Source organism: Martinezella sp. CNPSo 3957 (assembly GCF_057784395.1).
Map to the genome: position 1 here is coordinate 365,941 of NZ_JBXSOU010000005.1, position 25,081 is coordinate 391,021.

Consider the following 25,081-nt stretch of genomic DNA (forward strand, 5'->3'; position numbering starts at 1 on the left):
GATTTTTCAGGTCACGCGAGCGCGAATCTGTTTTATAGGGCAGAAAATCCGGGAGCTTTCCATGTCCGAGACCGCAACGATCCAACCGACCTTCCTGCCCGTTGGCACGGGCGACAGCGAGCGCCAGATCGCCATCATCCAGCGCGCTGCCGGCAAGGGCGACAGGAATGTCAGCTTCGTCTGGTTGTCCGGCTATCGATCCGATATGAGCGGAACCAAGGCACTGGAACTGGATGCGCTGGCCGCGCGGCTCGGTATCGGCTGCATCCGCTTCGACTATTCCGGTCACGGCCAATCCGGCGGCAAGTTTACCAGCGGCACGATTTCGCGCTGGCTGGAAGAGGCGCTTGCCGTCATCGACCATACCAAGCCGAAGAAGATCGTTCTCGTCGGCTCGTCGATGGGCGGCTGGATCGCGCTCAGGGCCATCCAGGAACTGCGCAAGCGCAAGAAAGCGCCCACTATTGCAGGCCTCGCGCTGATCGCGCCCGCGCCCGATTTCACCATCGACCTCATCGAACCCAATCTTTCCGACGTCGAGCGGCGCTCACTGGCAGAGCGCGGCTATTTTGACGAGCCTTCGGAATACAGCCCCGAGCCGAATATCTTCACCCGCGCGCTCATCGAGGACGGCCGGGCCAATCGCGTGCTCACCGGCATCATCGAGACCGGCTGCCCCGTGCATATATTGCAGGGCATGGAGGATGCTGACGTGCCTTTTTCGCATTCGTTAAAGCTGGTTGAGCACCTGCCGGCCGACGATGTGGTGTTAACACTTGTGCGCGATGGCGATCACCGCCTGTCGCGACCGCAGGATCTGGAGCGCATGCTCGCTGTGGCCGAGACGTTGGCGCTTCATAATACGCCGTGAAAACAAGTAGATACCTGCAGGCTTCTTAGCGCGCGGCCTCCTTTGGCCGCCGCCGCATGCCCGCGCCCGCATAATCACAGGCAGCAGAGGATTGTGGCAACTACTCCCTTGATTGTGCCGAAATTAACCATATGAGCCGGTTCCCGCGTTAACACTTAAGTAACGATTGACTTCGCGCACCCCCCTACATTAACAATTTGTTAACAAATGCAGGGACGATACAAGGATAGTGGGCGTGCGTATAAAGGGCTTGTTGATTGCCTTCGCTGCTATAGTTGCGATGTCGTCGGCGGCGATGCCAGCACCTCAGCAGGGCGCTTCGATGACCGTCGGCAACGTGACCTCCCAGCCGATCGGGCATTATGACTTTTGTCAGAGACATACCGACGAGTGCGGCCCGACCCGCAATATCGGCCCTGTCGACATGAATGCCGCCGCCTGGGCGCTGGTCAATCAGGTCAACCTGCGCGTCAACAAGACCATCCATCCGGCGACGGACATGGAAGTCTACGGGCAGGAAGAATATTGGGAATATCCGCAAACCGCCGGTGACTGCGAGGATTTTGCCCTTCTGAAGCGCAGGATGCTGATGCAGAGCGGCATTTCCGCATCCAATCTGCTGATGACGGTCGTACGCAAGCCCGATGGCGAGGGACATGCGGTGCTGACGCTGCGCACCAAGCAGGGCGATTTCATCCTCGACAATCTCGAAGACGAGATCAAAGTCTGGAACCAGACCCCCTATTCGTATCTGAAGCGCCAAGCGAGCTTCAATGCCGGCCGCTGGGTTACCATCGAGAACGGCAACGACGTCCTCGTCGGCGCCGTCAAGTAAGCGAAAGCCAAATTGTTCAACGCAGATAGGCCGGCCCCTCGGACCGGCCTTTCGTTTTTTCATCATGTATGAAACGCGCCTTGCTTTCATGCAAGGGCGAATTGGTCATCACCACGAACGTCAGCTGTTTTTATGGCTCTGCTGGCCTGCCTTAACGTGTTGCTCGTGGGTGCCGCCGCGCGAGCCGCCAGAGTGCTGCTCGCGGGAGCCGCTGGACGAAGCATTCCGCGTATTGTCGTTATCCATGTTCTTGTGGCTCTGTTGGCCAGCCTTCACATGCTGCTCGTGGGTTCCACCTTGGTTTGCCATTGGATCATCTCCTTTGGTTTGCATACGAGGCCAAGAGCGGCCTCGTATTGCTAACCGATGGCAGTGGAAGGCGTTCCGACTTTTAACATTTCGTGATCTGAGAATGTCCTCGCCCCTTCCGAGGGCGACAAACATTGTCTACCCCTTACCGCCGGCCCTTCGCTTGGGCTCAGGGCATTCGACGCGCGAAACGATTCACCGGATCGTTTCGTCGGCTATGCCGAGTGCATCACCCATTTCCGATCAGAATGCCGGCACCCAGCACAAGCGAGCCGCCGAGGACGACCTGGAAGGCAGCCCGCAGAAACGGCGTTTCCATATACTTGTTCTGGATGAAGGCGATGGCCCAGAGCTCGAAGAAAACAACCACGGCCGCAGTAATCGTCGCAGTCCAGAAATGCGGAATGAGATAGGGCAAGGCGTGCCCGAGGCCGCCAAGCGCCGTCATGATGCCGCAGGCAAGGCCGCGCTTGATCGGCGAACCGCGGCCGGAGATCTTGCCGTCGTCATGGGCCGCCTCGGTGAAACCCATCGAAATGCCCGCGCCAACCGATGCCGACAGGCCGACAAGAAAGGTCTGCCATGTCTGCTGCGTGGCAAAGGCGGCGGCAAAGATTGGTGCGAGCGTCGAGACGGAACCATCCATCAGCCCGGCGAGACCCGGTTGCACGTAGGTCAGCACGAATTGCCGGCGTGCCTGTGCATCCTCCTCGTGCTTGACCTCTTCTGGCGTATGCTTCTCGCCCAGCATGCGGGCGACGTCTTCGTGACCCTGCTCGGCAAGCGCAAGATCGCCGAGAAGCTGGCGCGTCGAGGCATCGGACACCTGCTTGGCCGCCTCGACATAGAAATTATAGGCCTGCTGCTCCATCGCCTCGGCTTCGTTGCGCATGGCATCGAGGGAGAGGTTCTTGCGCAGCCAATCCGGCTTGCGCTCATAAAAGCCATGCACATGCTCGCGCCGGATCAGCGGGATACGCTCGCCGAAGCGGCGGCGATGCATATCGATCAGCGTCTTGCGATGGCTGTCCTCGACCTCGGCCATATCCTCGAAAACCTTGGCGGACTCGGGATAGTGCGGACGGAGCGTATCTGCATAGGCAAGATAGATGCGGGAATCATCCTCTTCCGCCGCAATGGCGATCGCGAGGATCTCCTGTTCGGAAAGCGAGGTGAAAGGACGTTTGGACGGGCGAAACAGGCCGAGCAGCATCGGTGGCAACCTTATGACTTTAGAATTATTCTAAATCTAAAGTCAGTGATTGCGCTGGTCAAGCGCGGATGTGTCGCCGTGTGGGCTGCGCGCCGAAGAATTCACGGTTTATCGCGATAACATCAGCAAATCGCGAGATGGTTTGACAGATTGCCGCAACATTCCGATGACGCTTGGCCTAGCCGGCAAATTGCTTACATAGATGGAGACAGATGCGGCTTGCGGCGACGCCTAGCCCGAGCCAGGAGACTATTATGGAACAGGAACTACAGGCCCGTGCAGCTCACCTCGCCGGCATTCGCGAGAAAGCCGAGGCGGAAATGGCGCGCATGGGCATCGATGCTGCCTTCATCGACAGGCTGGTCGATACATTTTATGGACGCGTTCAGGCGCATCGCCGGCTCGGGCCAGTCTTCGAGGGACGCCTTGCCGGACGCTGGCCGGATCACATGGAGAAGATGAAACGCTTCTGGTCCTCCGTCGCCTTCAAGAACGGCGCCTATGGCGGCAAACCGGTGCAGGCGCATCTCGGCGTCGGAGGAATGAGCGCCGATCTCTTTCCTGAGTGGCTGGCGCTTTTCTCCGAAACGCTTGCCGATATCGCACCTTCGGCGGAGGCCAAAGCCTGGTTCATGGCGACAGCCGAACGCATCGCCAAGAGCCTGACGCTCTCGCTCTTCTATAATCCGGCGCTGGACGATCCCGCGCAGAAGACGGTTTAAGACAGACGATGGAAATGCCGAGTTCGGCGGCAGATGCCGGCGATCGACGGCAGCAGGTCATTTCAGACACGCTGCCGCAGGATGAGGCAGCGCCTATGCCTGTGCTTTGCGATGGGCCGCAACCGCAAGCCAGATTGCGGAGAGCAGGAAGTAGAAGGCTCCGAATGCCGCATAAGGAACGATATCCAAAATCGTCGGCGCGACCGTGCCGAGGGATCGACTGAGCATAAAACCGCCAGCAAGCGCCGACTGCGCACCACTCAAGATCATTACCCATTGAGCGCCATAGGTACGCCAGCGTTTTGCGCCGGTATAGAGTTGCAGCAGGCCCGAGAGGATCGCCCAAGCCCCGAACACGGCCAGAACGGCATAGGTGCTATTGTAGGTGGCTACGACAACGGCGAGCGCCGTGACGATGCTGACGACAACATTCAATGTTTGGGACGGATTGACCTTCAGGCCGCCGTTAACCCGAGCGTCGACCAAATTGGCGAGGGCATCCCATACAGGATAGATAACCAGCAGAAACGCGACGGATGGCGGTTTCGTGCTGAGGACGATCGCGGCTGAAATCCAGACGATCGAGAACAGGGCACGTGTAAAATAGTAGGATTGCAGCCAGTTGGACTGGGGTGAAATGCGGCTTTGCATCGGTAGGCTCCTTGTATTTGTCTACCTACTAGTAGGAAGATAAACTCACCGAGTCAACACGACGCTCGAACACCGTTTCGTGAGAGCCAGAAGTGGTGCGACAATCTTGACAACCAGCCTACTAAAAGGTAGGCAGCGACATGAAATCAATAGCTTCCACTTCAGAAAAAATTCTCGACATCGCCCAGGCTCTTATCGTGGCCGGAGGCTACAATGGCTTCAGCTATGCCGACATCTCCGCTGCGATCGGCATTCGGAAGGCAAGCATCCACCATCACTTTCCGACAAAGGCCGAACTGGTTTCGGTGCTGGTGGACCGTTACAGGCAGCAGACGGAAGCGGGTCTGAAGTCTTTGCGCGAAGGGATCTCGAGCCCTGCGGAACAGCTGCAGGCCTATGTGAACTACTGGCACTCATGCATTCGGGACGCCTCGCTGCCCTTCTGTGTCTGCGCAATGCTCGCCAGCGAGATGCAGATGCTGCCGGAAGAGGTCGCACGTAAGGTGCGTAGTCATTTTCATAGCCTCGCCGGATGGCTTACGTCGGTGCTGCAGGATGGAACCGAGAATGGCCTCTTCCAGCTGGACAAGCGACCTGAGGAAGAGGCGCAAATGCTGATGGCCTCGGTTCATGGGGCAATGCTCTCGGCGAGAGCTTTCGGCGATCCGGGACTGTTCATCGCAATCGTTGCACCCCAGATCGCCAGGCTTCAAGCCCCTGATTGACGGGGGAGTTGCCGGTGCCAAACTCAAAGCAAAGACGGCTCAGGCCCACCAGTCTCAAGCTTTCGTGGCGAAAACCGTCGCCCCGATACTGGCAGACACGACCAGTGCCGTGCCGAACATCTGTGAGGGCGTCATCGGTTGCGACAGAATGACAAAACCGGCAACGGCGCCGATGGCGGGCTCGAGGCTCATGAGAATGCCGAAGGAAGATGTAGGCATGCGCTTGAGCGCCACCATTTCCAGCACATACGGAAGGAGCGGCACGAGCAGCGCCAGGCCGGCTATTTCAAGAAGGCCGAAGGTCGTCAGATTGGGGACCGCAGAGGCATAGCCGAAGGGCGTGGAGACGACTGCCGCGACCAGAAGCGACATGGAAAGCCCCTCAAGACCCTGAAAGGCATTGCCGACCTTCTTCGTCAAAAGAATATAGCAGGCCCATCCCGCTCCGGCGCCGATGGCAAAGAGGATGCCGGGAAGATTGCCGACCCACTCTTCGCCATCATAGGCCAGCAGCAGAACGCCGATTGCCGCAAGGATCGGCCAGAGAAGCTGGCGGCTGAGCCCGAAGCCGAGGGTCGCGACCAGCAACGGCCCGAGAAATTCGATAGCGACGGCAAGGCCCAAGGGAATGCGCGCGATTGACGAAAAGAAGGAGGTTGTCATCAGCGCCGATACGGTGCCAAGCGCCAGCACGCCGAGCCATTGCGAGCGGCTGTAGCTCATGATCTTGGGCCGGACGATGATTGCCAGCGCGATGGAGGCGAAGACGAGCCGCAGCCAGGTCGCGCCCGCCGGCCCATAGGCATGGATGATGGGGGAGGACAGTGCCGAGCCGAACTGGATTGACGACATCGACATGACACACATCAGCACGCCGGCGGCAATGCCACCGGTCGATGAAGCAACGTCCGGATGCGGCATCGAGGCCGCGCCGCCACCCGTGCCACGCTCGGCAAGTTTCTGTTCCATAACCTCTCCCATCAGGCGAGGCTTTTTAGAAGCTCAGACTTATGCTGGCAAATTCAAACTTTTCATCCTGCGATCAGGCAGTTTGATGCAAGCCTCTCTCAAGCTTCGAGACCCTTCAGCACATTTGCAACGTTGAGGCCGATTTCGGGCACGCCGTAACCGCCCTCCATGCAGACGAGGACGGGAAGCCCGGCGGCCGCGATGCGCTCACCCATGCGGACGAAATCCTGCGAGGTCAGCTTGAAAAACGAAATCGGATCGCGCTCGAACGTATCGACACCAAGCGACAGCACGATCGCCTCCGCGCCGAATAGCTTGATGCGGGCGAGCGCATCATCGAGTGCCGCCGACCAGACTTCCCATGGCGTGCCGCGCGGCATGGGGTAATTGCGGTTGGCGCCCAACCCATTGCCTTCGCCCTTCTCGTCGGCATGACCGAGGAAATAGGGAAAGGCATGGATGGGATCGCCATGGAGCGACGCCGTGAAAACATCGCCGCGCCGGTAGAATATGTCCTGCGTGCCGTTGCCGTGATGGAAATCGACATCGAGCACGGCAACCTTGGCCGCGCCATGATCACGCAGGCGCTGAGCGGTAACGCCGGCATTGTTGATGAAGCAATAGCCGCCAAAGAGGTCGATGCCGGCGTGATGTCCGGGCGGGCGGCAGAGCGCGAAGGCGAAGCGGTTGCCGGCGTGAAGCCAGTCGGCACCGGTCAGCGCACAACGCATCGATGCGATCGCCGCCTCATAGGATCCCTTGGTGATCGAGGTGTCTGCGGCATTGGCATAATGGCCGATCATTCCGACGATATTGTCAGGCACGCGCTGGCTGGTGCGTCTGACGGGAAAGGAGTTGGCGATCGCTTCGCCCTTGTAGCCGGCCGCAACCCAACGCTCCCAGACCACGCCGAGAAAATCGAGATAAGCGGGATCATGGACCTTGCGCGCCGTCTCCAATCCATGAACATCGGGCGCAACCACATCGGCAAAACCGGCCTCCTTGACGGCGGCGAGGATCCATTCGGCGCGGAAGGGTGCTTCGAAGGGCGTGACGAGCTGGCCATCATGCAGCTCGGTCTTCGCATCCCTGAGCTTGTGATCCTCTGAATAGATGACCCGCATCGTCCCCTCCTCCATCGCCGGCATTGTTCTGCTGAAGACACGAAGGCTTACATGCATCGCGCCCCGGAAAAAAGAGCGGGATGTGGCCTTGAATGCTGCTGCAAACAACTGCACCTTCCGCCCACGTTCGAGGAATTGGAGGCGGCGCCATGAAACTCCTGATGGTTGATGTCGACGGCGTGCTGGTGCATGGCCGCCCGGGTGACGGACTGCCGCTGTTCACCTATCTGGAACGCGATCTGGGCTTGCGGCTTGAGGCGCTGCAAGAGGCATTCTTCAAGACCTGTTGGCCAGACATCGTCACCGGCCGCGATGCGCTGGAGCCGAGGCTTGCGGAGGTTCTCGGGAGGATTGCGCCCCACGTTAGCGCCCGAACCCTGATCGACTACTGGTTCGAGAATGACTCTCGCCTGGACCACGGCCTGCTCGAGGACCTCGCCGCACTGAGGGCCGGGGGAACGAGGATGTTCCTCGCCACCAATCAGGAGCATATGCGCGCCGCCTATCTGATGGAGAATCTCAGGCTCTCCGACTATTTCGACGGCATTTTCTATTCCGCGATGTTGGGTTACCAGAAGCCGGCGCCGGAGTTCTTCCGGCTGGCGACCGAGCGCGTCGGCATCGCGCCCGGCGACATCGCCTTCATCGACGATTACCCCGCCAATATCGAAGCCGCCCGGCAATTCGGCTGGAAAGCAATGCATTGGGCGCCGGCCTCGAAGCTGGAAGATGCGCTCGCGGCCTTTTCGCGCTGAAATTACGCGGAAATCCGCTTATAGAAGATGGTCGTGTCGCAGAACCCGCCCTGCGGCCACAAGGCGTAATCGGGGATGACGCCGACACGCTCCCAGCCGAGGCGGGGGTAGATGGCTTCGGCGTCGCTGCCCGTCGCCGTGTCGAGCACCAGCAAAGTCTTGCCGATACGCGCGGCTTCGCGCTCCGCCGCTTCCATCAACAGCCGAGCAAGCCCCTTGCCTCGCGCGGAGCTGTGCACCAGCAGTTTTTTGAGATCGCCACGATGCGGCTGGTTCGGCATTTGCGCCGCGCCCACCTGCACCGTTCCGACCACCCTGCTCTCAATTACGGCGGCGAAAAGCAGTGTCGCCCCATTTTCGACGCTGTCGGCCACGCCCTGCCAATACGGCAATGCGTCGGCTGCCCCATAAGGCTGCATGAAGCCGACGGAAGCGCCGCCGTTGACGCAATCGGTGAGCACATCGCAAAGATCCGGCAGGGCGGCACGAGCCTCGGCGGCGGAGAGAAGACGAATATCAGACATAAAAAGGTCCTTGGATGTTATGAACGGCCGCGATCGAGGATGACGCTGTAGCGCGCCGGCACCTCGCCGGGATTGTGGAAGGCGTGGCCATCGCCGACGCCCATGAACAGACAATCGCCGGGCATGAGGTGATGGGCGACGTCGCGATGCGTCACCTCCATCTCGCCCTCGAACAGCCAGACATGCTGGGTCATGCCGGCGCTTGCAGTATTCGGCGGGAAGATAACGCGCGCGCCGGCAGGGAAGATGACTTCGACGACATCGACCTTCGATTCGGTTCCTGGCGGCGAGACAGCCCGCCTGACGTAACCGGTTCCAGGGTCGCGCCAGATCGCCTGCTGAGCATGGCGGGAAAGCGGCGACACCTCCTCGTCTTCCTCGGCAAAGAAGGCCGAGAGCGAAAGGCCAAGCGCTGCGCAAAGCCGCGACAGCAGCGAGGCCGTCGGGCTCGCCTCCGCCCGCTCGATGCGCGAGATCATGGCGCGGCTGACGGCTGAGGCATTGGCAAGCTCATCCAGCGTCAGGCCGCGAGCGATGCGCAGCTCCTTGATGCGCGCGCCGATCGCCATTTCCAGATCATCATCCGCCATTCTCTATGTCTCTCATCTCGAAATTCCACTATATGAGAAATACACGATCTTATAATGGAATCAAGAGCGCTTCCACACGTGTCGGCGGCGGGACGGAAAAGGCTAACATAACGTGAAGATAGCCGCCAAAACCCCGCTTTTCCGCTTTGCGGCGCGGGGCGGCGCTGCTATATGGCGCGCATGAGCACCAATTCCACCACTCCGCTTTCGCATATCCGCAACTTCTCGATCGTGGCCCATATCGACCACGGCAAATCGACGCTGGCCGATCGCCTGATCCAGACGACGGGCGGCCTTGCCGAACGCGAGATGTCGGAGCAGGTGCTTGACAATATGGAGATCGAGCGCGAGCGCGGCATCACCATCAAGGCCCAGACCGTGCGCCTGCACTACAAGGCTAACAATGGCGAGACCTATATTCTCAATCTGATCGACACGCCCGGACACGTCGACTTCGCCTATGAAGTCTCGCGCTCGCTGTCGGCCTGCGAGGGCTCGCTGCTTGTTGTCGACGCCTCTCAGGGTGTTGAGGCGCAGACGCTCGCCAACGTCTATCAGGCAATCGACAACAATCACGAGCTCGTCACCGTCCTCAACAAGATCGACCTTCCGGCGGCCGAACCCGACCGCATCAAGGACCAGATCGAGGAAGTGATCGGCATCGACGCATCGGACGCCGTGCTGATTTCGGCAAAGACCGGCCTCGGCATCCCCGACGTGCTGGAGGCCATCGTCCACAAGCTGCCGGCGCCGAAGAGCGCGGGCGGCGAAAAGGCACCCTTGAAGGCGCTGCTGGTCGATAGCTGGTACGACACCTATCTCGGCGTCATGGTTCTCGTGCGCATCATCGACGGCACGCTGACCAAGGGTCAGACCATCCGCATGATGGGCACGGACGCGAAGTACCAGATCGAGCGCGTCGGCGTCCTCACGCCGAAGATGGTCGCCGTCGACAGCCTCGGCCCCGGCGAGATCGGCTTCATCACCGCCTCGATCAAGGAAGTCGCCGACACCCGCGTCGGCGATACCATCACCGAAGACAAGCGCCCGACCGCCGAGGCCCTCCCCGGCTTCAAGCCGGCACAGCCTGTCGTGTTCTGCGGCCTCTTCCCGGTCGATGCCGCCGATTTCGAAGACCTGCGCTCGGCCATGGGCAAGCTGCGCCTCAACGACGCCAGCTTCTCCTTCGAGATGGAATCGTCCGCCGCTCTCGGCTTCGGCTTCCGCTGCGGTTTCCTCGGCCTGCTGCACCTGGAAATCATCCAGGAGCGCCTGGAGCGCGAATTCAACCTCGACCTGATCGCGACGGCGCCCTCCGTCGTCTACCAGCTCACCATGACCGACGGCACCGAGATCGAGCTGCACAACCCGGCCGACATGCCCGACGTGGTCAAGATTTCGGAATTCCGCGAACCCTGGATCAAGGCGACGATCCTGACGCCGGACGATTATCTCGGCTCGATCCTGAAGCTCTGCCAGGACCGCCGCGGCATCCAGACCGAGCTGACCTATGTCGGCAACCGCGCCATGATCACCTACGACCTGCCGCTCAACGAAGTCGTCTTCGACTTCTACGACCGCCTGAAGTCGATCTCCAAGGGCTATGCCTCCTTCGACTACAGCCTGACCGATTATCGCGAGAGCGACCTCGTCAAGATGTCGATCCTCGTCAATGCCGAGCCGGTGGACGCGCTCTCCATGCTCGTGCACCGCTCCGCTGCCGAAAAGCGCGGCCGCGTCATGTGCGAGAAGCTGAAGGACCTGATCCCGCAGCACATGTTCCAGATCCCGATCCAGGCCGCCATCGGCGGGCGTATCATTGCGCGTGAGACGGTGAAGGCGCTGCGCAAGGACGTGACCGCCAAGTGCTACGGCGGCGACGCCACCCGCAAGCGCAAGCTGCTCGACAAGCAGAAGGAAGGCAAGAAGCGCATGCGGCAGTTCGGCAAGGTCGAAATCCCGCAGGAAGCGTTTATTGCTGCGCTGAAGATGGGGGATGAGTGAGCGCATCGAAGATGCAGTACCTCACCTCCCACTGAAGATAAGGCCGCTCGGGTCAGCAAGATTGAGCACGAGCGTCTCTGGTTAATCGAAAATGCCGAGGCGATTGCAAAGGCAAATGCCTATGTCGAAAGACATGGTCTGCCGTTTGCGCAATACTGTCAGTTCTGACAGCGGGCTTAACCACCTCAGCCTTAACCCTCCGCCATGTATTCCTTCGTCAAACCTTCATACTCTTCCATCGCCGGTAGCGCGGCGTAGCTGTGCTTGGCCGGTGTCGTCACCCATGGGAGCTTTTCGCTCGTCCAGGTCTCCATGAAGGGCGTGAACCAGCTGACGTCATCGAGCATGGTGGCGCGGACATTGACGAACCAGTCGACGCCTTCGAGCTTCGTGAACAGCCAGCTCATGCAATGCGGGCAGAAATAGTGATGGATGGTGTCGCCATGCAGGCCGCCGATGACAGGCTCGCCCTTCGTCACCTCGAAACCATCCGAGGGGATGGCGGCGCTGAGCGAATAGGGGCCGGCGGTCATGCGCTGGCAGCCTGTGCAGTGGCAAGCCATGGTGAGGAGCGGCTTGGCATTGATCTTCAGCCGCACCTGTCCGCAACGGCAACCGCCCTCGCTCGGTAGTTCCAGCGTGCTCATGATGTCATTTCCTCCCATTCAATGATTTTTGATACACGACGCGGGCTATTGGGTGCGCGTCTCAAGCTTCCGCCGCCTGCGGAAGCTCCGCTTGCACCTTAATCGTCCGCACCCATGCGCGCGCGATCGCAAGGCCGGCCGTCTCAGCCGATGCCGCATGCCTGGCCACAAGCTCCGGATAGCGATCGAGCCAGCCGGGCTCCTTGCGCTCGATGATTTCCCTGAATTCGCCGCGCCAGCGCTCCACTACGGCGGCATTGGCTTCGAAGTGGAACTGCGTGCCATAGGTGGCGCGGCCGATGCGGAAGGCCTGATTCGGCGTGACGCCATTGGCGGCAAGGCGCGTGGCTCCATCAGGCAAGGTAAAGGTGTCGCCATGCCATTCGAAGATGGTGAATTCGTCGCCGACATCGGCCAGCAGCGGGTCTGCCTTACCCTCCTGCGTGAGTCCGACCGTCTTCCAGCCGAATTCATGGGCGGTGCCCAAGAGATTTTCCGCCTCATAGGCGCGCGCCAGGATCTGGCTGCCGAGACAGATGCCGAGCACGGCCTTATCCTCACCCTCGAAACGGCGCATCAGACCCGCCAGCTCCGGCAGATAGGGATGGGTGTCGTCGTCGCGGGCGCTCTGTTCGCCACCGAGCACGGCCAGCGCATCCCAGGATGACGTTTCCTTCGGCAGGGCCTCGCCGCTCCAGGGGCGGAACCAATCGATCTCGGCTCCGGCCTCCTCCAGCGCTATGCCGAGAGCTCCGAGCGGAGTGTTCTTCATATTCTCGATAATGGCGACGCGCATACCGTTGATTCCCGAGCAATGTTGCCACCGAAGATGAGCATGAGGCAGCGGCAGAGGCAAGTGGCCAGAGCGCTTCAACATTCCACGGAAATGCCGAACGACTCCGGCCGTCTAATCCTGGCGCAATTCCAGACGGAAAACCGCCTGGCACTTTTCCTGGAATTGCTTTGGCTTGCAGCGGATTAAAGTTGAGCCTAGATCTCAGCAAACAACGAAGGATCAGGACAATGAGCGACAAGCCCCGCATCACCATTCTCTATTGTACCCAATGCAACTGGCTGCTGCGCTCCGGCTGGATGGCGCAGGAGCTGCTGCAGACCTTTACCGACAGTCTTGGCGAAGTAGCGCTGATCCCCGGTACCGGCGGCGTCTTTGAAATCCGCATCGACGGCGAGCTCTTGTGGGAGCGCAAGCGCGACGGCGGCTTCCCCGGCCCGAAGGAACTGAAGCAGCGGGTGCGGGATATCATCGACCCCGAGCGCGATCTCGGCCATACCGATCGCGGATCGCTGGAAAGCTAAGTCTTCTGCTGCTCAGGCATCAGTCGAAGAGCGAACGGCAGGGCTTGGTTCCATTATTGATCGTCGTATAGCTGTTGGTGCCGGGATTATAGGTGCGATAGCGCTCGGCGCACCAGGTTTGATGCTGTCTCAGTTTCTGGGCGGGCGAAGGATAGAGAGCCCTCGGCGGCGGTGCATAGGTTTCACGCGGGAGCATATGAACGCGCGGGCTGTCATAGCGATTGAGGCCTCCGGCATAGGGCGGCGTGATGGGAAGCGGCTGGCCGGGCCGGGTGTAAAACTGCCGCTGTCCGAAACCAAAGCAGCCACGAGAATCGCAGATGACGGTGTTGGTGCGCGGCGGAGTGATGAGCTTCCGAGAATCCGAGGCGGCGGCAGCGAAATCCGCCTGCGACAGTGAGGCGAGCGTTAGAGCGCAGCCAAGCGCAATCCTTTGAAAAATAGCCATGACAAGTTCCTGTTTCGGACGCCATGAACCGATGGGCAGCCGCAGCGTCTCCACCTTACTTGGGGTCTGACAGTGGCAAAACCAGTGCTGACGCAACCGGAACGCTTCGATCCACGATGAGTTGATCGCTGTCGCCGCTTGCGCCATAACAACGCAATCATTGCTAGGAGATTGCCAGTGAGCAGCTTGAAATTCGGCACCAGCGGCCTTCGCGGCCTATCCGCAGACCTCACCGGTCGGGCATCCGCGCTCTACGCGACGGCCTTTGCCCGCCACCTGCTGAAAAACGGCCATGCCAAGCCGGGCGATCTCATCCTCGTGGGCCGCGATTTCCGCGAATCGAGCCCGGCGATCTCCGCCACCTGCATCGGCGCGCTGAAGCGGGCTGGACTGACGCCGATCGACTGCGGCACATTGCCGACGCCGGCGCTGGCGCTTTACGGCCTGCAGCTGAAGGCGGCCTCGCTGATGATCACCGGCTCGCATATCCCAGCCGACCGCAATGGCATCAAATTCTACCGGCCGGACGGCGAGATCGACAAGCGCGACGAGGTGGCGATCAGCGAGGAAGCGCTTGCGATTGGCAATTCGGCACTCGACGAAACCCCCGCCGAGGCGGAAAACCGCACGGCCGAGACGGAGGCGCTGTTCCTGGAGCGCAACAAGGGCCTGCTGCCATCAGGCAGCCTCGCCGGCCTCACCATCGGCGTCTATCAGCACAGCACGGTGGCGCGTGATCTCTTCGGTGAGGTGCTAACCCATTACGGTGCCCGCGTCGTGCCGCTCGGCCGCTCCGAGAGCTTCATTCCGGTGGATACGGAAGCGGTCTCAGCCGAGACCATCCGCCTCATGAAAGCCTGGGCGCCGGAACATGGGCTGGATGCCATCGTTTCGGCCGATGGCGACGGTGACCGGCCACTAGTCGCAGACGAAACCGGCGAGCCGCTGCGCGGTGATCTGCTCGGCCTCATCGCTGCCAACTTCCTCGGCGCGCAAGTGGTCGTGACCCCGGTCACATCTAACTCCGGCATTGAATCGGCCGGCTCTTACTCCGTTATCCGCACCCGCGTCGGCTCTCCCTATGTGATCGCCGGCATGGACGAGGCCATTGCGGCGGGCAAGGCCAATGTCATGGGCTTCGAGGCCAATGGCGGCACGCTGACAGCCAGCCGTTTCACCGTCGAGGGAAAACCCTTCGAGCCGCTGCCGACACGCGACAGCTTCCTGCCGATTCTCGCGACGCTCTACGCCGCCGCCAAGGCACGCAAGCCGCTCTCGGCCGTCGCCGGTAGCTACCGCCTGCCCTTTGCGGCCGCCGACCGTCTGGAGAACTTCCCCGTGGAAACCAGCGCAGCGCTGATGGCCTATCTGCGCGCCTCAGACGCCAATCTTTCGGATTTCCTGAAGCCGATCGCGACGGTCGCTTCCAAGAGCGACATCGACGGCCTGCGGGTGACACTTGTGGATAACCGAATCATCCATTTCCGCCCCTCCGGCAATGCGCCTGAAATGCGCTGCTATGTGGAAGCATCGAGTGAAAACGAGGCAAAGGCCCTGCTGGAACAGGGACTTGGCCTGATCAGCGCATGGGCCGCAGCCCGGGTTTGACCCGGGCTTCAACCGCTTTTTTCGCGATTGACACTAAAACTTCAAAAACCCTGTTGACACCGGACGGCCACCCCCTTACATGCGTGTCCGTCGCCCAGATGGCGGAATTGGTAGACGCGCCAGCTTCAGGTGCTGGTACCCGAAAGGGTGTGGAGGTTCGAGTCCTCTTCTGGGCACCATTCCATTTTGAGAAACGCGGATTTCTCAAAGATTTCAAGACATAGTAGATGCTTACAATACGCGTTCCGGTTCGCCGGAAGCGCGTTTGCCTCTGGTCTTGAAACATGACGGCACCCCGCTCTGAGGCCGTCTTTAAATCATTGACTACCGAAGAATAGATCGACCTAATCTAATAGAGCAAACCTTGAGGGATTTTCGATGGATCACAAGAGCGACTGGTACGATCTGATCGTCGGCAACGGCAACGTCAATGAAGGGCTCGGGAGGATAATAGGTTTCATCCTCGCCGTGATCGTGATCCTCAGCCTGATCTTTTGGATGATCTGAGCGCTCCCGCTTTGGGTGGCCTGGCCGCGTCGTTACGCCCTCTGATACATATCGATCTAGTGAAGGCTTCCAAGGTCCGGCCTGACGCTAAGCCCCGCCTCTTGCGCCGCCTCCAGAAAAGCTTTCCGCGATTCCTCGGCGGTGGCCATGCCGAGCACGGCATCGAGGCATACGAGCACAGCCTCATCCACAACAGGCCCGCTGACAACAGGCCATTCCTCGCTCATGCAGTTCGCTGCATCGAGCGCATTGGTTATGATCGCATAATGCCCGGCGCCGACGAGATCGACTATGACCGGATTGTTCCAATCGCCATATCCCATCGTCACGCCTCCTCACTATTGAGCGCGATCAATGCTGTAACCGAAAACCATCCGGTGCCGTCCCATGCGGCTGCTGTCCTATAATAGCCCATGAAATCAACTCCTCGCTGACGCCATGGGGCGATAACGGCAGCGGCGGCGAGATGTTCCTGGCCGGCGGATGTGCCGGCGGATTTTCTTGAGCCTCATCGGCTCGGCCCGCTCACCGAAGGCCTTCCCGCCATGCATGAGCGCCGATCACTCCTTCTGCGCTTCGCGCTGTGCGCAAACCTCCATCCCATTACGGCGCTAGCTTCCCCGCTTCCAACTGGTTAACTTTTGAAGCAGGGAGGTGAGGCGAATAAGGGGAACAACAAAATGGACCACGTCTACAATCTGCTCTGGCTTGCTTTCAGCGTCGCTCTTCTCTTCGCCGCATTGAACCGGCGGCTGGCCGGAGATTTCGTCACCATGTGGTATCTGCTCGTCATCACAGCTGTGACCGTGATGGCCTGGGCGGGCTTCTTCCCGACCGATATGGCGAACCTGCGGGCCGGCTAATCTGCGGGCCGCAATCCCATGCCGCCCCCTCGCAGCCACCACCTCAATGCGTCCCAGACGCGAAAAAACCGCCGAAAATCTCTTTCGGCGGCTTGGAGCGTGATCAAAGGACGGAGCCGCGCATCGCGATCTTTCAGATTCGCTTCCCGCGCTTTAGGTCTTTCATTTTGCGCATGTCGTGGTCGCAAAACCGCTGCACACTGTTGCGTGACATGCCCTAGAGCTTCGGGCTCAGCGGCACGATGGCGGCAAAGCGCAACCAATCCTTCTGCGCCTTCGGCGTCCAGGCCGCCTCGGCAATACCGGGCAGACGCGGGAAAACGAGGCGGTTGAAATAGTCGCGGGAGATGAAATTCTCCTGCCAGATGCAGGCCTGCACGCCTTTCATGAGATGCTTCAGCTCATCCGGGAAATCGCCCTCGGCCTCGTAGGCATAGGTATGGGCCGGCGGCACCGTGCCCGCCCAGCTCGCACCCGGCTCCTGCCAGGCGTCGGCCTGCACCATGTCGAGATAATAGGCCTGGCCCGGGGTCATCACGACTTCATAGCCTTCGCGCGCAAGCTCGATGCCGACCTCGGGCTTTTCCCAGGCCATGAGCAAAGTGCCTTCCGGATCGACGCCGCCGCCATGGGCAACCTCGTTCCAGCCGGCAAGCTTGCGGCCGCGCTCGGTGAGCATGGCCTTGATGCGCTTGAGGAAATAGGACTGCAGCGCGAATGTCCCTGATATGCCTTCCTTTTCCATGAGCTTGCGTGCGAGCGGTGAAGCGAGCCAGGAACCATTGGCGACCTCGTCGCCGCCAATATGGATATATTCGGACGGAAAGAGCTCGACCATTTCGTCGAAGACCTTGGCGAGAAACTCGTAGGTCAGCTCGATGGCGGGGTTCAGCGCATTGTTCGGGAAGCCCTGAACGGAATGATAGCTATCGGGAGCCTCCTGCCCGTCCGTCAGCTCAGGCAGGGCGACAAGGGTGGCGGTGCTGTGACCGGGAATGTCGATTTCCGGGATCACCTCGATGCCGAGCGCCGTGGCGTGGGCGACGATCTCGCGAACGTCATCCTGCGAATAGAAGCCACCGACCGGCTCGGCAGCATTGCCAAGCTGCGGCAACAGCGGCTCGTCCGGCCCGCGCAGCACGCCAGTGGTGGTCAGCTGCGGATAGGCGCGGATCTCCAGCCGCCAGGCCTCGTCGTCAGTCAGATGCCAGTGGAAGATATTGAGCTTCAGCCAGGCGAGAATGTCGAGTAGCCGCAGGACGTCGTCCTTTGGCGTGAACTGCCGGGAGACGTCGAGATGGCAGCCACGCCAGCCATAGCGCGGCCGGTCGGCGATCACGCCAGATACGGGGAAGCGGAACTTGCCGGGCTCGCGCCGTGCGCCATCGAGAAGCTGTGCCAGCGTCGTCAGGCCATAGAGGCGGCCCGCCTGGGCAGAGAAGGAAAGTACGACTTCATCGCCGGAGAAGGAAAGCTCATAGGCTTCGCGGGCCAGTGCCGGCCGTTCGACAAACCGCAGCGCCCTACCCTGTGGCGCAGCGATGAGGCTGAAGGGGATGTGATTGGACGGAAAGAGGCGGCGGAAGAGCGCCTGCGCCGCGGCCAGCGCCTTGATGCTCACGGCATCGGAACCCCCGGCCGGGTAGAGCGCAACCGGAAAATCTTCGCCCGGCTTGACGTCGATCTCCGCCGGCCACGGACAGATTGCGTAGGGAAGCTCAAGCCTGCCTTCCGGCAGCAGGACCGGCGGCGGCTCGCTGACGTGATCGGCGAGCAACAGATCCGAAGTGAAGACCGTGACATGCGTGCCGTCTTCCAGCGTCACATAGGCGGATTTGGCGCCGTCGGTGCAATGGCGCGCTATGCGGTGAAGTGCCGAGACGGTGAACGTCCAGCTTCCTCCGGGTGCGATGGACAGGCCTGCCGGCGGCGCAAACTCATGAAAATTGGCATTGCGGCGGACGAAGACGGCGTTGTCGCAGGCTTGGGGATCAACGAGGCGTGTCAGGGTCGTATAGGCGAGACGGAAATTCTCAAGAGGCGCATCCGAGAAATTGAAGAGGGTCAGTGTCAACCGACCATGCTTTCCGCCTTCGGGCGACCAGGTGTTTTCGAGATGATAGGAGGACGGCTGCATGATGTTCCCCTTTGCCGGCGTGCGTCAGTAATGTTCGGATTGCGAGAAGGTGTGGGCGAGCTCCGCCTGCCCCGCCGTCAGGCCGCAATCAACAGGCAGGCACACGCCCGTGATCGCCGCGGCAAGCGGGCTTGCGAGAAATGATACGGCATTGGCGACATCGACGGGATCGACGACGCGCTGCAGCGCATACCAGCGCTTCGCCTCTTCAAAGACATTGGGATTGGCTGCAGCGCGGACTTCCCAGGCCTGAGTACGAACAGTGCCGGGCGCGACCGCATTCGAGCGGATGCCGAACTTGCCGTATTCGACGGCAACCAGCCGGGTGAAATGCAGGAGCCCGGCCTTGGCGGCGCTATAGGCCGGATGGCCGAAGACGGCCATGCCATTGACGGAGGCGATATTGATCACCGACCCCTTCGACGCCTTCAGCATGTCCTCGACGGCGCGGAAGCAGAGGAAAGCCGCCTCTAGATTAAGGGCATTGTCGGCGCGCCATATGGCAGGCGTCGTATCTTGAAGACTGACGGCGCGAGCAGCACCGGCATTGTTGACCAGCGTCCTCAATCCACCCAATCCCGATGCGACCTTGGCCATGGCGGCAACATCGCCGTCGCTGGTGATATCCGCCTTGAATGGCACGAAACGTTCCGCCGGACCAAGCTCTCCCACCGCCTTCTGCATAGCGGCCTCGTCGATATCGACGAGCAGGATGATATCGTGGTCGTCTGCCAGGCGTTTTGCGATGGCACGGCCGATATCGCCGGCCGCCCCTGTGACGATGGCAACGGATTTGCTCATATGGTTTCCTCTAATCAGGTCTTGAAGGCTAGTCCCCCAGCAGCTGGCGATCGTCGCCATCACGGTGAGCAACGAGCTGCTGCTTGATGCGACGTAGCGTCACCGTGGCCTGCGGCTGGATGCGATAGGCGACCAGACTGGCGAGAATGTCCACTACGGCGAGATAGGCGATGCGGGTCGATGTTGGCCGATAGATATTGTCACCTTCCGGAAGATCGACGGGCAATGTGATTTCCGCGGCATGGGCGACCGGGCTGTTGCTCTGCGTCAGCGCTATGGTCGGAATCTTGGCTTCGCGCGCCAGCGTGAAAGCGCGCACCAGCTCGGCGTTACGGCCTGAGAAGGACGAGCCGATCAACACGTCCGCCGGCTTGGCGGCAGCCGCCATCATCAGCTGCATGCTGTGATCGGAGCTCGCGGTAATACGAAGGCCGAGCCGAAACAGGCGGTTCTGCAGCTCGATCGCAATCATCGAGGAATTGCCGCCGGAGCCGAAGGCATAGATCATCTCGGCGCCGGCAAGCCGGTTTGCCGCCCGCTCGATCGCCGCGACGTCCAGACCGCGATGCAGCAGGAAGAGTGCGTTCTGCGCCTTGGTAATAATGTCCTGTGCGACGTCGGCCGGGGCAATGCTCTTCGGCTCGGGCTTCAGATAGCGCATGCCCACATAGGCGGTGCGCGCGAGCTGCACCTTAAAATCGGAAAAGCTCTCGCAGCCCAGACGCCGGCAGAAGCGCGTCACCGTGGGGGGCGAGACGTCGGCCTTACCCGCCAGCTCGATGATGGAAGCATTAACGGCGAATTCGAAATCATTGAGGACGATATCGGCGATACGGATTTCCGATTGTGAAAGCCGGCCCCTCTCGTCCTGCATGGTCGTGAAGATATCCATCAGCCCCCCTTTGTCGCTGGTTCACCCACGTTTGACACGTAGTCGGCGACACGATCCATCTCAATCTTCTCGATCCCGCCGGCGCCTGTGGACTGGCGCGGGCACAGATGCGGCTTGTCATTCGTTCCCATTTCGCCGGAACCGTGACATGTGATGGCCAGCATGCGGTTCCTGCAAATTATTTTCTTGATACGTTGACAAATGACCATAGAAAGCAGAATTTGACCAGTGAAAATCGCAAATTATGAAAAGAATTTAAATGACGGCGGATACTATGCGTGATCCTTTCAAGAATCCCTTCCCTGCCAACGATACCGCCAGGCATTCGATCTGGGAGATGCTCGTTCCGCGTGACATCGATGCTTTTCTTGCCGCCGACTGGTCGAGGGTCGCGGGTGATTTCGTCGAGGAAGGCTTCATCGGCATCGACGGAAAACGCGAGGTCAGCCCTGATAAATGGCGTCTCGCCTTCCCAACCTTGTCGGCCTATCGTGACGAATGGCTGCGCCAGGCGCGCGACTTCGCCACCCAATCCTTCGCCGAAGATCCGCGCACGGCCATCTTTACCACCACGACGCTCGAAGACATCGAAATCGAGGGCGGTATGGCGCTGGTGCGCAAGAAGTTCGACGGCAGCCTGAAGAAGTCGGACGGCGGCATCGACGTTCTGAAGTGGCAGACACTTTATTATTGCCGCCTGCACGAGGGACGCTGGAAGATCTGCGGCTTTACCGGTTACCTGCCGAATCCCATGGAATAGAGGCGACAGCGTTGCGCATTTTCACCGCGGCCCTTGCGACCGAGACGAATACCTTCTCCCCCATCTGCGTTGATCGGCGCGCTTTCGAAGCCTCTCTCTATGCGCCTCCCGGCATGCATCCGGAAACGCCGACGCTGTGTACGGCGCCGATCACCGTCGGTCGTCGCATCGCGGCGGAAAAGGGCTGGGAGGTGATCGAGGGCACCGCCACCTGGGCTGACCCGGCGGGGCTTGTCAATCGCCGTACCTATGAGGAACTGCGCGACGAAATTCTCGAGCAATTGCGCGCGGCGATGCCTGTCGATGCCGTCGTTCTCGGGCTGCACGGCGCCATGGTTGCGGATGGTTACGAGGATACGGAGGGTGATTTCCTGTCGCGCGTGCGCGAGATCGTCGGGTCTGATATCCTGGTCTGCGCCGAGCTCGATCCCCACAGCCATCTGACGGCGAAGCGTCGCGCAGCCGCTGATTTCTTCGTCTATTTCAAGGAATTCCCGCATACGGACTTCGTCGATCGTGCCGAGGACCTCTGGCGGATCGCCATCGATACGCTGGAAGGCCGCGTAAAGCCGGTCATGTCCGTCTTCGACTGCCGCATGATCGATGTGTTTCCGACCTCGCGCGAGCCCATGCGCTCCTTCGTCGACAAGATCAAGGCGATGGAAAAGAGCGATGCGGACATTCTGTCCATCTCCGTCATTCACGGCTTCATGGCGGGCGACGTGCCCGAAATGGGCACAAAGCTGCTCGTCGTCACCGATAATAAGCCGGATAAAGGCTCTGCAATCGCCCGCGATCTTGGCCTGGAACTCTTTTCGAAGCGCGGCACCTTCATCATGCCGCAGATCGATGAGAAGCAGGCGGTGAGCGAGGCGATGGCTGCTGCCTCGGGCCCCGTCGTCATCGCCGATCTTTGGGATAATCCCGGCGGCGGCACGGCAGGCGATGCCACGGTCATTCTGCGGGAATTGCTCGACCGCGGCGCTACCGATACGGCGATCGGCACGATCTGGGACCCGATGGCCGTTCAGATCTGCATGGCGGCCGGCGAAGGCGCGGAAATCCCGCTGCGTTTCGGTGCGAAATCGGCGCCGGGCACGGGCAATCCGATCGACGGTCTCGTCAAGATCGTTCGCCTCGTCCCGAATGCGGAGATGCGTTTCGGCGAAAGCTTCGCTCCCTTCGGCGATGCCGCGCATATTCAGCTCGATGGCATCGACATCATCCTGAATTCGACGCGCGCGCAGAGCTTCGATCCCAGCCTGTTTTCCGTCATGGACATCGATCCCGGAACGAAGAAGATCCTGGTCATCAAATCAACCAATCATTTCTACGCCTCCTTCTCGAAGATCGCATCGCAGATCCTTTACTGCTCCGCGGGAACGCCTTATCCCAACAATCCGGCGCGCACGCCCTACCGCCGCGCGCGAAAGGATATCTGGCCGATGGTGGCGGACCCCTTTGCAGAAGAACGGAAAAATGCCTGACATGGCCTCCAGTATCGCTCACGACATCGCCTTGGAAATCGGCCCCAAGCCCGGCGACACGATCGATAACCTCTCCACGCCGCGCCCGATCATCGACGAAGACCGGCTGGCTGCGAACATCGCGCGCGTGCAGTCCTACATGGATGCGCATGGACTGAATTTCCGCCCGCATATCAAGACGCATAAGATCCCTGCACTGGCGCATGCCCAGGTCGCCGCCGGCGCAAAGGGCATCAACTGCCAGAAGATTACCGAGGCGGAAGTCTTCGCCAAGGCAGGCTTCGAGGATATCCTGATCACCTTCAATATTCTCGGGGCTGAGAAGCTTGCGCGGCTTTCGGCTTTGAACGACCGTATTTCCGGCCTCAAGGTCGTGGCCGACAGCATGGTGACGGTGGATGGCCTCTCCGACTGGTTCGCCGCCCGCAAACCGCTGACCGTGCTGGTGGAATGCGATACCGGCGGCGCGCGGTGCGGCGTGCAATCGCCCGCGCAGGCGGCCGCTCTCGGCAAGCATATAGCCGGCAAGCCCGGTCTGGTCTTCGGCGGCTTGATGAACTATCCGAAGCCGAACGACGCCGCCGCAACACAGGCTTTCCTCCTTGAAGCGGTAGCGCTGCTGAAGAATGATGGCATCGAATGCCCGATCGTCAGCAATGGCGGCACGCCGAGCCTTTTCGAGGCGCATCTCGTCACGGCCGCCACCGAGCATCGCGCAGGGACCTATATCTATAATGACCGCTCGATGGTGCGTGCGGGCCATTGCCGGGAAGAGGATTGCGCCATGCACATCCTCGCCACCGTCGTTTCGCGCCCGACGGAAGACCGTGCCGTCATCGATGCCGGTTCTAAGGCTCTGACCTCAGACCTTCTCGGCTTTGCCGATTATGGCCAGGTGGTCGGCTATCCCGATGCAATTATCAAAGGGCTATCGGAAGAGCACGGCGTCCTCGACCTGTCGAACTGCGCCGGCCCTCGTCCTGAGATCGGCGACAAGATCCGCATCATCCCGAACCACACCTGCGTCGTTTCCAATCTCTTCGACCAGATGGTGTTCCATCGCGATGGTGTGGTAACGCGCGTCGAAGACGTGGCGGCTCGCGGTTTGGTCTGGTAGGGCTATCTGCCATCCGCCGATTGCTTCCGAGGCCACCTCCCGTCAGGAGGCGGCCCGGTTCAGCAGGTCCATGTCGATTTCGGCCAGTTCCACCCGCCGCTCGAAGGCCTGGCCATTCTCGTCGAACAGGTGGCAATCGCCAAGGCGGATGCCGGTCTTGAGCGGGGCGTCCATGCGGATGGCCGCACTGCCCTCCAACGTCGCACAGAAATTCTCATCGATGCCATCGGCCGTGGCATAGGCGACCGTTTGGGCGCCGAGCCGCTCCACGACCGTCGGCACGATGGTCAAGGTCAGATCGCCATCTCCGAGTTGGACATGCTCCGGGCGAACGCCGAGCGTCAGCGGCTTGCCGGCAAAGCCGGCGCGCGGCGTCACCGGCAGCAGGGCCTTCTGTCCCTTGTAGTCCACCTCCACACCCGCATCGCTGACGCCAGTGCAGGTGACGGGCAGGAAATTCATCTTCGGATTGCCGATGAAGCGGGCAACGAAGGTATTGGCCGGCTTATGATAGAGCTCCAGCGGCGCACCGACCTGCGATATCTCCCCGGCGTTCAAGACGACGATCCGGTCGGCCATGGTCATGGCCTCGACCTGATCATGCGTCACATAGATCATGGTTGCCTGCAGCTGGCGGTGCAGCTTCGCGAGCTCGATGCGCATATCGGCACGCAACGCTGCATCGAGGTTCGACAGCGGCTCGTCAAAAAGGAAGATCTTCGGCTCGCGTACGATAGCACGGCCGATGGCGACACGCTGGCGCTGGCCGCCGGACAACTGGCCCGGCTTTTCCTGCAGGCGTTTATCGAGGTGCAGGATGCGGGCAGCGTTCTCGACCTTGGCCTTGAGCTTGTCCTCCGCCATCTTCTCCACCCGCAGCGGGAAGGCGATGTTCTCGAACACCGACATGTGCGGATAGAGAGCATAGGACTGGAAGACCATGGCAATGCCGCGCTTGACGGGCGGCAGATCATTGACGCGGGCGCCATCGATCTTGATGTCGCCGCCGGTCACATCGTCGAGACCGGCGATCATGCGCAGCAAGGTCGACTTGCCGCAGCCGGATGGGCCGACGAAAACGATGAACTCACCGTCATCGACGTCGAGCTCCACGCCCTTGATGACCTCGAAATGACCGTAAGATTTTTTGACCTGATTAAGATGCAGCTTTCCCAAACTCTGTCTCCGCGCGGCGCCGCCATCTG

Annotated in this window: 28 protein-coding genes, 1 tRNA gene and 1 pseudogene; 15 read left to right on the forward strand and 15 right to left on the reverse strand. The window is 60.6% G+C overall.

Translation table 11 applies throughout. The annotated features are described in order from the left end of the window. Positions 1 to 61: 61 nt before the first annotated feature. Positions 62 to 871, forward strand: coding sequence for an alpha/beta hydrolase (locus tag AC13QE_RS15580; protein WP_488484326.1), 810 nt, complete (start codon positions 62 to 64; stop codon positions 869 to 871). A gap of 235 nt (positions 872 to 1,106) precedes the next feature. After that, complete coding sequence (locus AC13QE_RS15585) at positions 1,107 to 1,706, forward strand: transglutaminase-like cysteine peptidase (RefSeq protein WP_488484327.1); 600 nt, start codon at positions 1,107 to 1,109, stop codon at positions 1,704 to 1,706. Between the two features lie 120 nt (positions 1,707 to 1,826). On the opposite strand, the gene AC13QE_RS15590 is transcribed toward AC13QE_RS15585, so the two are convergent. Together AC13QE_RS15590 and mbfA are read right to left on the reverse strand one after the other, a co-directional pair. Then, complete coding sequence (locus tag AC13QE_RS15590; protein WP_112399686.1) at positions 1,827 to 2,015, reverse strand: hypothetical protein; 189 nt, start codon at positions 2,013 to 2,015, stop codon at positions 1,827 to 1,829. 229 nt (positions 2,016 to 2,244) lie between these two features. Next, on the reverse strand, positions 2,245 to 3,228 hold the full coding sequence (gene mbfA / locus AC13QE_RS15595; protein WP_015338476.1) for an iron exporter MbfA: 984 nt from the start codon (positions 3,226 to 3,228) through the stop codon (positions 2,245 to 2,247). Positions 3,229 to 3,482: 254 nt separating this feature from the next. On the opposite strand from mbfA, the gene AC13QE_RS15600 reads away from it, so the two are divergent. Further along, positions 3,483 to 3,950, forward strand: a complete 468-nt coding sequence (locus tag AC13QE_RS15600; protein ID WP_488484328.1) for a group III truncated hemoglobin — start codon at positions 3,483 to 3,485, stop codon at positions 3,948 to 3,950. Positions 3,951 to 4,043: 93 nt separating this feature from the next. Here AC13QE_RS15600 and AC13QE_RS15605 read toward each other — a convergent pair whose 3' ends face one another. Next, entirely contained in the window at positions 4,044 to 4,601 is a 558-nt protein-coding gene (locus tag AC13QE_RS15605) for a DUF308 domain-containing protein (protein WP_488484329.1), read from the reverse strand. A gap of 140 nt (positions 4,602 to 4,741) precedes the next feature. Here AC13QE_RS15605 and AC13QE_RS15610 point away from each other — a divergent pair, with 140 nt between their 5' ends. Next, a complete protein-coding gene (locus tag AC13QE_RS15610) occupies positions 4,742 to 5,326 on the forward strand; it encodes a TetR/AcrR family transcriptional regulator (protein ID WP_488484330.1) in 585 nt (194 codons plus the stop codon). Between the two features lie 54 nt (positions 5,327 to 5,380). Here the strand turns inward: AC13QE_RS15610 and AC13QE_RS15615 are convergent, their stop codons facing one another. Continuing rightward, positions 5,381 to 6,295, reverse strand: coding sequence for an EamA family transporter (locus AC13QE_RS15615; protein ID WP_207899576.1), 915 nt, complete (start codon positions 6,293 to 6,295; stop codon positions 5,381 to 5,383). Positions 6,296 to 6,393: 98 nt separating this feature from the next. Then, positions 6,394 to 7,419 carry a histone deacetylase family protein gene (locus AC13QE_RS15620; RefSeq protein ID WP_488484331.1) on the reverse strand — a complete coding sequence of 342 codons (1,026 nt, stop codon included), beginning with the start codon at positions 7,417 to 7,419 and terminating at the stop codon, positions 6,394 to 6,396. Between the two features lie 149 nt (positions 7,420 to 7,568). Here AC13QE_RS15620 and AC13QE_RS15625 point away from each other — a divergent pair, with 149 nt between their 5' ends. Then, positions 7,569 to 8,174 (forward strand): HAD-IA family hydrolase, encoded by a 606-nt coding sequence (locus tag AC13QE_RS15625; RefSeq protein ID WP_488484332.1) that lies wholly within the window; start codon positions 7,569 to 7,571, stop codon positions 8,172 to 8,174. Positions 8,175 to 8,176: 2 nt separating this feature from the next. Here the strand turns inward: AC13QE_RS15625 and AC13QE_RS15630 are convergent, their stop codons facing one another. Together AC13QE_RS15630 and AC13QE_RS15635 are read right to left on the reverse strand one after the other, a co-directional pair. Then, positions 8,177 to 8,698, reverse strand: a complete 522-nt coding sequence (locus AC13QE_RS15630; RefSeq protein WP_488484333.1) for a GNAT family N-acetyltransferase — start codon at positions 8,696 to 8,698, stop codon at positions 8,177 to 8,179. A 17-nt stretch (positions 8,699 to 8,715) separates the two neighbouring features. Next, a complete protein-coding gene (locus AC13QE_RS15635; protein ID WP_488484334.1) occupies positions 8,716 to 9,288 on the reverse strand; it encodes a helix-turn-helix domain-containing protein in 573 nt (190 codons plus the stop codon). Positions 9,289 to 9,459: 171 nt separating this feature from the next. Here AC13QE_RS15635 and lepA point away from each other — a divergent pair, with 171 nt between their 5' ends. Together lepA and AC13QE_RS15645 are read left to right on the forward strand one after the other, a co-directional pair. Continuing rightward, positions 9,460 to 11,292 (forward strand): translation elongation factor 4, encoded by a 1,833-nt coding sequence (gene lepA, locus AC13QE_RS15640; protein WP_047628664.1) that lies wholly within the window; start codon positions 9,460 to 9,462, stop codon positions 11,290 to 11,292. Positions 11,293 to 11,349: 57 nt separating this feature from the next. Then, positions 11,350 to 11,460: pseudogene (locus AC13QE_RS15645) on the forward strand (type II toxin-antitoxin system CcdA family antitoxin); the annotation flags it as partial. A gap of 23 nt (positions 11,461 to 11,483) precedes the next feature. Here the strand turns inward: AC13QE_RS15645 and AC13QE_RS15650 are convergent. After that, positions 11,484 to 11,939: a GFA family protein gene (locus AC13QE_RS15650; RefSeq protein ID WP_132715556.1), complete on the reverse strand. Its 456-nt coding sequence runs from the start codon at positions 11,937 to 11,939 to the stop codon at positions 11,484 to 11,486. A gap of 61 nt (positions 11,940 to 12,000) precedes the next feature. Next, positions 12,001 to 12,735 (reverse strand): type 1 glutamine amidotransferase, encoded by a 735-nt coding sequence (locus AC13QE_RS15655; RefSeq protein WP_488484335.1) that lies wholly within the window; start codon positions 12,733 to 12,735, stop codon positions 12,001 to 12,003. Positions 12,736 to 12,962: 227 nt separating this feature from the next. Here AC13QE_RS15655 and AC13QE_RS15660 point away from each other — a divergent pair, with 227 nt between their 5' ends. After that, positions 12,963 to 13,256 (forward strand): Rdx family protein, encoded by a 294-nt coding sequence (locus tag AC13QE_RS15660; RefSeq protein WP_015338465.1) that lies wholly within the window; start codon positions 12,963 to 12,965, stop codon positions 13,254 to 13,256. Positions 13,257 to 13,275: 19 nt separating this feature from the next. Here AC13QE_RS15660 and AC13QE_RS15665 read toward each other — a convergent pair whose 3' ends face one another. Then, positions 13,276 to 13,704 (reverse strand): BA14K family protein, encoded by a 429-nt coding sequence (locus AC13QE_RS15665; protein WP_488484336.1) that lies wholly within the window; start codon positions 13,702 to 13,704, stop codon positions 13,276 to 13,278. Between the two features lie 186 nt (positions 13,705 to 13,890). Here AC13QE_RS15665 and AC13QE_RS15670 point away from each other — a divergent pair, with 186 nt between their 5' ends. The 3 genes from AC13QE_RS15670 (at position 13,891) to AC13QE_RS15680 (ending at position 15,819) form a co-directional block, all read left to right on the forward strand. After that, positions 13,891 to 15,312, forward strand: coding sequence for a phosphomannomutase (locus AC13QE_RS15670; protein ID WP_488484361.1), 1,422 nt, complete (start codon positions 13,891 to 13,893; stop codon positions 15,310 to 15,312). Between the two features lie 92 nt (positions 15,313 to 15,404). Then, positions 15,405 to 15,491: transfer RNA gene (locus AC13QE_RS15675), tRNA-Leu, on the forward strand. A 199-nt stretch (positions 15,492 to 15,690) separates the two neighbouring features. After that, positions 15,691 to 15,819, forward strand: a complete 129-nt coding sequence (locus AC13QE_RS15680) for a hypothetical protein (protein ID WP_015338462.1) — start codon at positions 15,691 to 15,693, stop codon at positions 15,817 to 15,819. Positions 15,820 to 15,875: 56 nt separating this feature from the next. On the opposite strand, the gene AC13QE_RS15685 is transcribed toward AC13QE_RS15680, so the two are convergent. Then, on the reverse strand, positions 15,876 to 16,142 hold the full coding sequence (locus tag AC13QE_RS15685) for a DUF982 domain-containing protein (protein ID WP_132715552.1): 267 nt from the start codon (positions 16,140 to 16,142) through the stop codon (positions 15,876 to 15,878). A 357-nt stretch (positions 16,143 to 16,499) separates the two neighbouring features. Between AC13QE_RS15685 and AC13QE_RS15690 the strand changes: the two genes are divergently transcribed. Next, positions 16,500 to 16,682 (forward strand): hypothetical protein, encoded by a 183-nt coding sequence (locus AC13QE_RS15690; protein WP_112336816.1) that lies wholly within the window; start codon positions 16,500 to 16,502, stop codon positions 16,680 to 16,682. A 217-nt stretch (positions 16,683 to 16,899) separates the two neighbouring features. Here AC13QE_RS15690 and AC13QE_RS15695 read toward each other — a convergent pair whose 3' ends face one another. Genes AC13QE_RS15695 through AC13QE_RS15705 form a run of 3 tightly spaced genes read right to left on the reverse strand, consistent with a single transcriptional unit; the run spans position 16,900 to position 20,512 of the window. Further along, on the reverse strand, positions 16,900 to 18,819 hold the full coding sequence (locus AC13QE_RS15695; protein WP_488484337.1) for a beta-N-acetylhexosaminidase: 1,920 nt from the start codon (positions 18,817 to 18,819) through the stop codon (positions 16,900 to 16,902). A gap of 24 nt (positions 18,820 to 18,843) precedes the next feature. Beyond that, entirely contained in the window at positions 18,844 to 19,620 is a 777-nt protein-coding gene (locus AC13QE_RS15700) for an SDR family oxidoreductase (protein ID WP_488484338.1), read from the reverse strand. A gap of 28 nt (positions 19,621 to 19,648) precedes the next feature. After that, positions 19,649 to 20,512 (reverse strand): MurR/RpiR family transcriptional regulator, encoded by an 864-nt coding sequence (locus AC13QE_RS15705; protein ID WP_488484339.1) that lies wholly within the window; start codon positions 20,510 to 20,512, stop codon positions 19,649 to 19,651. A 274-nt stretch (positions 20,513 to 20,786) separates the two neighbouring features. On the opposite strand from AC13QE_RS15705, the gene AC13QE_RS15710 reads away from it, so the two are divergent. Genes AC13QE_RS15710 through AC13QE_RS15720 form a run of 3 tightly spaced genes read left to right on the forward strand, consistent with a single transcriptional unit; the run spans position 20,787 to position 23,876 of the window. Next, positions 20,787 to 21,272, forward strand: a complete 486-nt coding sequence (locus AC13QE_RS15710; RefSeq protein WP_488484362.1) for a hypothetical protein — start codon at positions 20,787 to 20,789, stop codon at positions 21,270 to 21,272. Positions 21,273 to 21,283: 11 nt separating this feature from the next. Further along, a complete protein-coding gene (locus AC13QE_RS15715; RefSeq protein ID WP_488484340.1) occupies positions 21,284 to 22,759 on the forward strand; it encodes a M81 family metallopeptidase in 1,476 nt (491 codons plus the stop codon). Position 22,760: 1 nt separating this feature from the next. Then, the gene (locus AC13QE_RS15720) at positions 22,761 to 23,876 is read left to right on the forward strand and encodes a D-TA family PLP-dependent enzyme (protein WP_488484363.1); all 1,116 of its coding nucleotides are present in this window, start codon (positions 22,761 to 22,763) and stop codon (positions 23,874 to 23,876) included. Positions 23,877 to 23,918: 42 nt separating this feature from the next. Here AC13QE_RS15720 and AC13QE_RS15725 read toward each other — a convergent pair whose 3' ends face one another. Beyond that, positions 23,919 to 25,052: an ABC transporter ATP-binding protein gene (locus AC13QE_RS15725; protein WP_488484341.1), complete on the reverse strand. Its 1,134-nt coding sequence runs from the start codon at positions 25,050 to 25,052 to the stop codon at positions 23,919 to 23,921. Positions 25,053 to 25,081: the final 29 nt, after the last annotated feature.

Excerpts from the sequence above, each read along its gene's own strand:
- AC13QE_RS15600 (WP_488484328.1), top strand. The coding sequence starts at position 3,483 with ATGGAACAGGAACTACAGGCCCGTGCAGCTCACCTCGCCGGCATTCGC.
- AC13QE_RS15630 (WP_488484333.1), bottom strand. The coding sequence starts at position 8,698 with ATGTCTGATATTCGTCTTCTCTCCGCCGCCGAGGCTCGTGCCGCCCTG.
- AC13QE_RS15665 (WP_488484336.1), bottom strand. The coding sequence starts at position 13,704 with ATGGCTATTTTTCAAAGGATTGCGCTTGGCTGCGCTCTAACGCTCGCC.
- AC13QE_RS15615 (WP_207899576.1), bottom strand. The coding sequence starts at position 6,295 with ATGGAACAGAAACTTGCCGAGCGTGGCACGGGTGGCGGCGCGGCCTCG.
- AC13QE_RS15610 (WP_488484330.1), top strand. The coding sequence starts at position 4,742 with ATGAAATCAATAGCTTCCACTTCAGAAAAAATTCTCGACATCGCCCAG.
- AC13QE_RS15710 (WP_488484362.1), top strand. The coding sequence starts at position 20,787 with ATGCGTGATCCTTTCAAGAATCCCTTCCCTGCCAACGATACCGCCAGG.
- lepA (WP_047628664.1), top strand. The coding sequence starts at position 9,460 with ATGGCGCGCATGAGCACCAATTCCACCACTCCGCTTTCGCATATCCGC.
- AC13QE_RS15680 (WP_015338462.1), top strand. The coding sequence starts at position 15,691 with ATGGATCACAAGAGCGACTGGTACGATCTGATCGTCGGCAACGGCAAC.
- AC13QE_RS15625 (WP_488484332.1), top strand. The coding sequence starts at position 7,569 with ATGAAACTCCTGATGGTTGATGTCGACGGCGTGCTGGTGCATGGCCGC.
- AC13QE_RS15590 (WP_112399686.1), bottom strand. The coding sequence starts at position 2,015 with ATGGCAAACCAAGGTGGAACCCACGAGCAGCATGTGAAGGCTGGCCAA.
- AC13QE_RS15720 (WP_488484363.1), top strand. The coding sequence starts at position 22,761 with ATGGCCTCCAGTATCGCTCACGACATCGCCTTGGAAATCGGCCCCAAG.
- AC13QE_RS15695 (WP_488484337.1), bottom strand. The coding sequence starts at position 18,819 with ATGCAGCCGTCCTCCTATCATCTCGAAAACACCTGGTCGCCCGAAGGC.
- AC13QE_RS15700 (WP_488484338.1), bottom strand. The coding sequence starts at position 19,620 with ATGAGCAAATCCGTTGCCATCGTCACAGGGGCGGCCGGCGATATCGGC.
- AC13QE_RS15605 (WP_488484329.1), bottom strand. The coding sequence starts at position 4,601 with ATGCAAAGCCGCATTTCACCCCAGTCCAACTGGCTGCAATCCTACTAT.
- AC13QE_RS15635 (WP_488484334.1), bottom strand. The coding sequence starts at position 9,288 with ATGGCGGATGATGATCTGGAAATGGCGATCGGCGCGCGCATCAAGGAG.
- AC13QE_RS15660 (WP_015338465.1), top strand. The coding sequence starts at position 12,963 with ATGAGCGACAAGCCCCGCATCACCATTCTCTATTGTACCCAATGCAAC.
- AC13QE_RS15650 (WP_132715556.1), bottom strand. The coding sequence starts at position 11,939 with ATGAGCACGCTGGAACTACCGAGCGAGGGCGGTTGCCGTTGCGGACAG.
- AC13QE_RS15685 (WP_132715552.1), bottom strand. The coding sequence starts at position 16,142 with ATGGGATATGGCGATTGGAACAATCCGGTCATAGTCGATCTCGTCGGC.
- mbfA (WP_015338476.1), bottom strand. The coding sequence starts at position 3,228 with ATGCTGCTCGGCCTGTTTCGCCCGTCCAAACGTCCTTTCACCTCGCTT.
- AC13QE_RS15705 (WP_488484339.1), bottom strand. The coding sequence starts at position 20,512 with ATGGATATCTTCACGACCATGCAGGACGAGAGGGGCCGGCTTTCACAA.
- AC13QE_RS15580 (WP_488484326.1), top strand. The coding sequence starts at position 62 with ATGTCCGAGACCGCAACGATCCAACCGACCTTCCTGCCCGTTGGCACG.
- AC13QE_RS15620 (WP_488484331.1), bottom strand. The coding sequence starts at position 7,419 with ATGCGGGTCATCTATTCAGAGGATCACAAGCTCAGGGATGCGAAGACC.
- AC13QE_RS15655 (WP_488484335.1), bottom strand. The coding sequence starts at position 12,735 with ATGCGCGTCGCCATTATCGAGAATATGAAGAACACTCCGCTCGGAGCT.
- AC13QE_RS15690 (WP_112336816.1), top strand. The coding sequence starts at position 16,500 with ATGGACCACGTCTACAATCTGCTCTGGCTTGCTTTCAGCGTCGCTCTT.